The sequence below is a fragment of the Saccharicrinis sp. 156 genome (assembly GCF_050589685.1).
GTDB lineage: Bacteria > Bacteroidota > Bacteroidia > Bacteroidales > Marinilabiliaceae > Saccharicrinis.
Window position 1 is genome coordinate 182,082 of sequence record NZ_JBNGOS010000010.1, and the last position, 6,082, is coordinate 188,163.

Genomic DNA, 6,082 nt, shown 5'->3' on the forward strand with positions numbered 1-6,082 from the left:
CATTAATTGCGGATTTTGGAATGAAAATGTACAAAAAAAATTATATTTGTTCTGATAAATAAATAAAAGTCTATGACAAGTTTAAATACTACCTATCTGGGTCTAAAACTTAAAAACCCAATTATTGTTAGTAGTTCCGGTTTAACCAATAGCGTTGATAAAATTCAGAAACTGGTAGATGCAGGTGCAGGTGCCGTTGTTTTAAAATCTCTATTTGAGGAGCAGATCAATCACGATATCAATAAGCAAATCCAGACCAGCGAGGGTTATGATTACCCCGAAGCGATGGATTATATTACAGGCTACACAAAGGACAATTCTGTTGGGGAATACCTGAAACTCATCACCGATGCTAAAAACAAGTTCGACATTCCGATCATCGCAAGTATAAACTGTTTTTCGTCAAACGAGTGGATTTCGTTTGCCAAACAAGTGGAAGAAGCTGGTGCTGATGCGATTGAATTAAATATCCATGTGGTAAACACAGACAAAAATGTTGAAGCCTCGGTTATTGAAGGTCTTTATTATTCAGTGGCCGAAAATATCAACAAAACATTGAATATTCCTTTTTCGATGAAACTTGGCGATAACTTTGCCAATATTGTTGGTGTGGTTAACAAATTATATGCGTTAGGTGCCAATGGGGTTGTTTTATTTAACCGTTTTTATCAACCAGATATAGATATCAACCGGTTAAGCCTGGTTTCCGCATCCGTTTTCAGTACCCCGGCTGACATCAGAAGATCGTTGCGTTGGGTGGCTATCGTGTCCGACAAGGTGCAACAAATAGATATTTCGGCTTCTACGGGCAACCATGACGGGGAAGCTGTTATCAAGCAATTATTGGCGGGAGCCTCAACGGTTCAGGTATGCTCTGCGGTCTATCAAAAAGGAGCAGGAGTCATCTCTGATATGTTGAATGAATTATCATACTGGATGGAAGAAAAGAAATTTGATACCATAAATTCTTTCAAAGGTTTGATGAGTTACCGAAAAATTAAAGACCCTGCCATGTACGAGAGAGCCCAATTTATGCGCTATTTTTCGAACATGGAATAAAACCTTTGTCCATAAAATACGTAAAGAGCTGTTGAACTCAAGGGTGTCAAAAGCTTTTTATTGGCATTTCATCAACAAAAGCAATCAAAAAATATTGCTTTTGAATTATATTTGATATTTTTAGGTGCTGTATTATATGAGTGACGCATTCCAAAAGCATCGGAGCGATTTGGGAATGTAACAATTAATTAAAAACCTAGCAATTACGGTCTGCATTTTTGGCATTTTCAGTAAGAATGGAGGCATAAAAAAATAACAAAATGAGAAAAACTTTTCATCTAGTTTCTAAAACAGTTTCAATTGTATTTATTGCAGCCTGCATACTAAGTTCATGTCAATCGAGCGAGCAAAAGAAGTCATCCAGCGAACAAGATGAATTAATTGAATCGACCCAACAACAGATTGATCCCCAAATGATGGAAGATTTTAATAAATCGAAACTGATTTTTTATTCGCTGCCATCGCCTTTGGAAACTGCCATGTTGATCAAAAGGTCAGGTGCACGTTACGACGGGGAAATATTAAATCCAACGTCAAACATCACCAATTACAATACCAATTTAAAAATGGCATTGAATTTAGGTATTTACAGTGCAGACTTAAGTTATACCAGTCTTTTCGATCAAACCCAAAGTGCTATTCAGTATATGGGATGTGCAAAAAAAATGGCGGAAGGTTTAAGTATTATCGATGCCATTGATGAAAACACCATGAAAAAACTGGAGGATAACATGAACAACAGGGATGCGGTTCTTGAAATCATCTCGGAAACCTTTATGACTTCCAATGCCTATTTAAAAGAGAACGACCGACCTGCTATTTCGGTAATAGTTCTGGTTGGTGGATGGGTAGAAGGTTTATACCTTGCATCGGCATTGACAAATGGCTCCATGGAAAACAACAAAAGACTATTGGACAGAATTGTTTACCAAAAGCTTTCGCTGATTACGGTAATGAACTTGCTGGAGTCCTATCCCGATAACGAGGACATTCAGTATCTGTATGGCAAAATGAATGAGTTAAAAGGGATTTTCGAGCAGGTTAAAATTGTTAACACCTCTAAGGTTGAATCTGAAACTGATGCCGAGAACAGGGTTACAACGATTAAAGCCGATTCAGAAACATTTATGTCAAAAGAAGTATTTGAATCTTTAATTAAGAAAGTGGAAGAAATAAGAGGCGAATTTATTTCGTAACCAACAACACACTTCACCAAATCATGAAAAATCTAAAAAAAGCCCTTTACGTTGGGCTGTTGGTATCCGCTCTATTTCTGGCACCTGATGTTTGCAAAGCTCAATGTGCGGGTTTTGCCAAAAATATTGGCAAGGCCAAATTAAATGAATTTGTTCACGACGGAAATTACAATGCCACAATTCTTGGTGCCGGGGAAACGGCCGAACTGTATAAAACCTTTTTTGCAGGCCAAAAGTATCGTGTTGCCATCAGTAAAATCGAAAACCTTCCCGATATTCACTTCCGCTTGGTAGATAAAGAAAACCATATCCTTTTCGACAACAAAGAACATGACTTTGCAGACGTTTGGGATTTTACGGTAGAAACAACCCAGATGTTAATTTTAAAACTGAAAGTACTGGATGATTACAACAACGCTGAAAACACCACCAAAGGATGCGTTGCTGTGTTATTTGGGATAGAAAAAGAAAATAAACAATAACTTTAGACCTATTAGGTTCTAAAAAAAGCTGCCCTTAAAAGGCAGCTTTTTTTGTATCTATCGCAGGTACGGTTTTAAAAACTTACCGGTGTATGATCCTGCCACATCGGCTAATTTTTCAGGCGTTCCTTCAAATACCAAATACCCTCCTTTATCACCGCCTTCCGGCCCTAAATCAATGACCCAGTCGGCAGATTTAATGATTTCCATATTGTGTTCGATTATCACCAAAGAATGGCCTTTGGCTATCAACGCATCAAACGCTTTTAATAGCTTTTTAATATCGTTAAAATGCAGCCCTGTGGTGGGTTCATCAAAAATAAACAAGGTAGGTTCGTTCTTTTCTTTGGCCAGGAACGAAGCGAGCTTAACACGCTGGCTCTCTCCGCCGGAAAGCGTGCTCGATGATTGCCCCATTTTTACATATCCCAAACCAACGTCGGCCAGAGGTTGCAACTTACTGATGATTCTCTTTTCAGTATTTTTGGCATCCTTGGCAAAGAATTCAATAGCCTGCTCAATGGTCATCTCCAAAATATCATGAATGCTGTTTCCTTTGTATTTCACGTCCAAAATATCGTTCTTAAACCTGCGGCCATGACAACTCTCGCAAGTCAACACGATATCGGCCATAAACTGCATTTCCACCTTAATGGTACCTTCTCCCTGGCACTCCTCGCACCGACCGCCGTCGATATTAAACGAAAAATGAGAAGCTTTATAGCCATTTATCTTGGAAGCCTGCTGACCAGCCATTAACTTGCGTATTTCGTCGTATGCCTTTAAATAGGTGGCCGGATTGGAACGAGACGATTTACCTATGGGGTTCTGGTCAACAAATTCCACTTCGCTTATCTCTTCCACACTTCCTTTTAAAAGATCAAAGGCTCCTGTTTTATCCGCATAACCGCCCAATCTTTTTTTAATGGCAGGATATAGTACTGACCTGATCAAGGAAGACTTACCGGAACCACTTACACCCGTGATTACGTTCAGAACGTTTAAGGGTATTTTTACATCAATACTTTTGAGGTTGTTCTCCCGTGCCCCCAATATTTCCAGATAATTGTTCCAACTTCTGCGCGACATCGGCAGCTCTATTTTTTTAGCGCCAAACAAATACTGATGTGTCAAACTTAAATCGGCACACGCATCTTCTTCCAATTTGCCCTTAAAAACTATCTCTCCTCCCAAACGGCCCGCTCCCGGGCCTATATCCACAATTTCGTCCGCAGCGCGCATAATATCCTCGTCGTGTTCAACCACAATAACCGTATTCCCCAGTTTCTGAAGTTCTTGCAACACGCCTATCAATAATTCAGTATCGCGGGAATGCAGTCCTATACTCGGTTCATCGAGGATATAGAGGGAGCCCACCAAAGTACTGCCCAATGAAGTGGCCAGGTTAATTCGTTGACTCTCCCCGCCGGAAAGCGTGGAAGAAAGACGGTTCAAGGTGAGATAACCCAAACCTACTTCATATAAAAACTTCAGGCGCGTGTTGATTTCTCTAAACAAACGCAAACCAACCTTTTCCTCGTGTTTTGATAGCTTCAGATTTTTAAAGAACTCCATCAACTCGGTGATGGACATCAACACTAATTCCGAAACGCTCTTCCCTCCCACTTTCACATACGAAGCTTCCTTTTTCAATCGCGTACCGTTACATTCCGGGCATTTTGTTTTGCCCCGGTAGCGGGATAACATCACCCGGTATTGGATTTTATATTGCTGCTCCTCAACATGCCTGAAAAAGGTATCGATACCATGAAAATACCTGTTGCCCTTCCAAAGCAGTTTACGCTCTTCGTTACTAAGCTCGTAATACGGTTTGTGTACAGGAAAATTAAAATGATGGGCCGCAGATATCAGCATTTTTTTGTACTCTCCCATCTTCTCCCCTTTCCAACATGCCACCGCATCCTCAAAAACAGAAAGCGATTTATTGGGGATCACCAAATCTTCATCAATACCAATTACACTTCCAAACCCTTCGCATCTTTTGCATGCCCCAACAGGATTGTTAAAGGTAAACATATGCTCACTGGGCTCCTCAAATTCAATTCCATCCAGTTCGAACCGGTTAGAGAAGGTCTGTGTTTCCACCTTATCTTTCTCGAAAACCCTGACCATACACTCTCCTTTGCCTTCGAAAAAAGCAGTTTGAATCGAATCGGCCAAACGCGAAAGGTTGTCTTCATCTTTAGAAGCTGTTGCCCTGTCGATTACCAGGTTAAACGACTTACATCCGGACAACAGATTCTCATCCTGCAGGATATCTTCAATCTTATAAAACTCATTCTCACTTTCCACACGAACAAATCCCTGCTTCATCAAAACCTCAAGGTGTTCGGCACATGTGCGTCCTTCCGGAACATGAATGTCTGTAAGGATAACCAATCTTGTTTTATCATCGTGGTCAACAATATGGTCCACCACATCCGAAACAAAGTGGCGTTTCACTTCATTACCCGAAACCGGAGAAATGGTTTTGCCTATGCGGGCAAACAGCAGTTTCATGTAATCATATACCTCGGTTGAGGTACCAACGGTAGAGCGAGGATTTCGAGTATTTACTTTTTGCTCGATGGCGATAGCGGGCGGAATTCCTTTAATAAAGTCAACCTCAGGTTTATCAATCCTTCCCAAAAACTGGCGTGCGTACGAACTCAAACTTTCTACATAACGCCTTTGTCCTTCGGCATATAACGTGTCAAATGCCAGGGAGGATTTTCCCGAACCGGAAACCCCTGTGATAACAATGAATTTATTTCGGGGAAGATCTAAATCAACTCCTTTAAGATTATGTACCCTTGCCCCCTTTATTTGAATGCTTTTTGAAGCAGTAACTGTCATACAACTTTAAAATTTTAGAAAGACAAAGGTATTAAAATAGTTTTTTACCTCACTTGGTCCGTTCGTTTATATTTATCGTATACGTCGCGATGACTTTATGTTAAAACTAATACAAAAACACAAAAAATACAATTAGTATAAAAAGTCAAAGCCCGGTACCTAAACTTTTACTTAACAGGCTCTGTTTTAAATTATACTTATTGGTTAATGACCTGAGCGTTATATAAGCTTCGCAATAACGCGGTCATTAATCCATCGGCATAATCCCAAGTGCTCATTTCATAATCAAAATGGTAGTACATCGTTAAACCCGCAATATGCATTAGAAATCCTGTTACGCAATTAAACTACTTCAAAACAAAGCGTTTCACAGAGTTGCTTCAACACACCAGAACGATGCTCCCGAAAGTAATCAACGATTTTATTTAGCAAGAATACATTACACTATTTAAATCTAAAGTCAAGTTTGTAGTTGTAGAGCCATGGGAT

Annotated in this window: 4 protein-coding genes; 3 read left to right on the top strand and 1 reads right to left on the bottom strand. The window is 39.9% G+C overall.

The annotated features are described in order from the left end of the window. The first annotated feature begins 72 nt into the window (after nucleotides 1–72). From ACRD64_RS08260 to ACRD64_RS08270, 3 genes are all read left to right on the top strand, one after another. Entirely contained in the window at nucleotides 73–1,059 is a 987-nt protein-coding gene (locus ACRD64_RS08260; protein ID WP_430932827.1) for a dihydroorotate dehydrogenase-like protein, read from the top strand. 260 nt (nucleotides 1,060–1,319) lie between these two features. Beyond that, nucleotides 1,320–2,255 carry a hypothetical protein gene (locus ACRD64_RS08265; protein ID WP_430932828.1) on the top strand — a complete coding sequence of 312 codons (936 nt, stop codon included), beginning with the start codon at nucleotides 1,320–1,322 and terminating at the stop codon, nucleotides 2,253–2,255. A 23-nt stretch (nucleotides 2,256–2,278) separates the two neighbouring features. After that, nucleotides 2,279–2,737 (top strand): hypothetical protein, encoded by a 459-nt coding sequence (locus ACRD64_RS08270; protein ID WP_430932829.1) that lies wholly within the window; start codon nucleotides 2,279–2,281, stop codon nucleotides 2,735–2,737. Nucleotides 2,738–2,794: 57 nt separating this feature from the next. On the opposite strand, the gene uvrA is transcribed toward ACRD64_RS08270, so the two are convergent. Continuing rightward, a complete protein-coding gene (gene uvrA, locus ACRD64_RS08275; RefSeq protein ID WP_430932830.1) occupies nucleotides 2,795–5,593 on the bottom strand; it encodes an excinuclease ABC subunit UvrA in 2,799 nt (932 codons plus the stop codon). Nucleotides 5,594–6,082 lie beyond the last annotated feature (489 nt).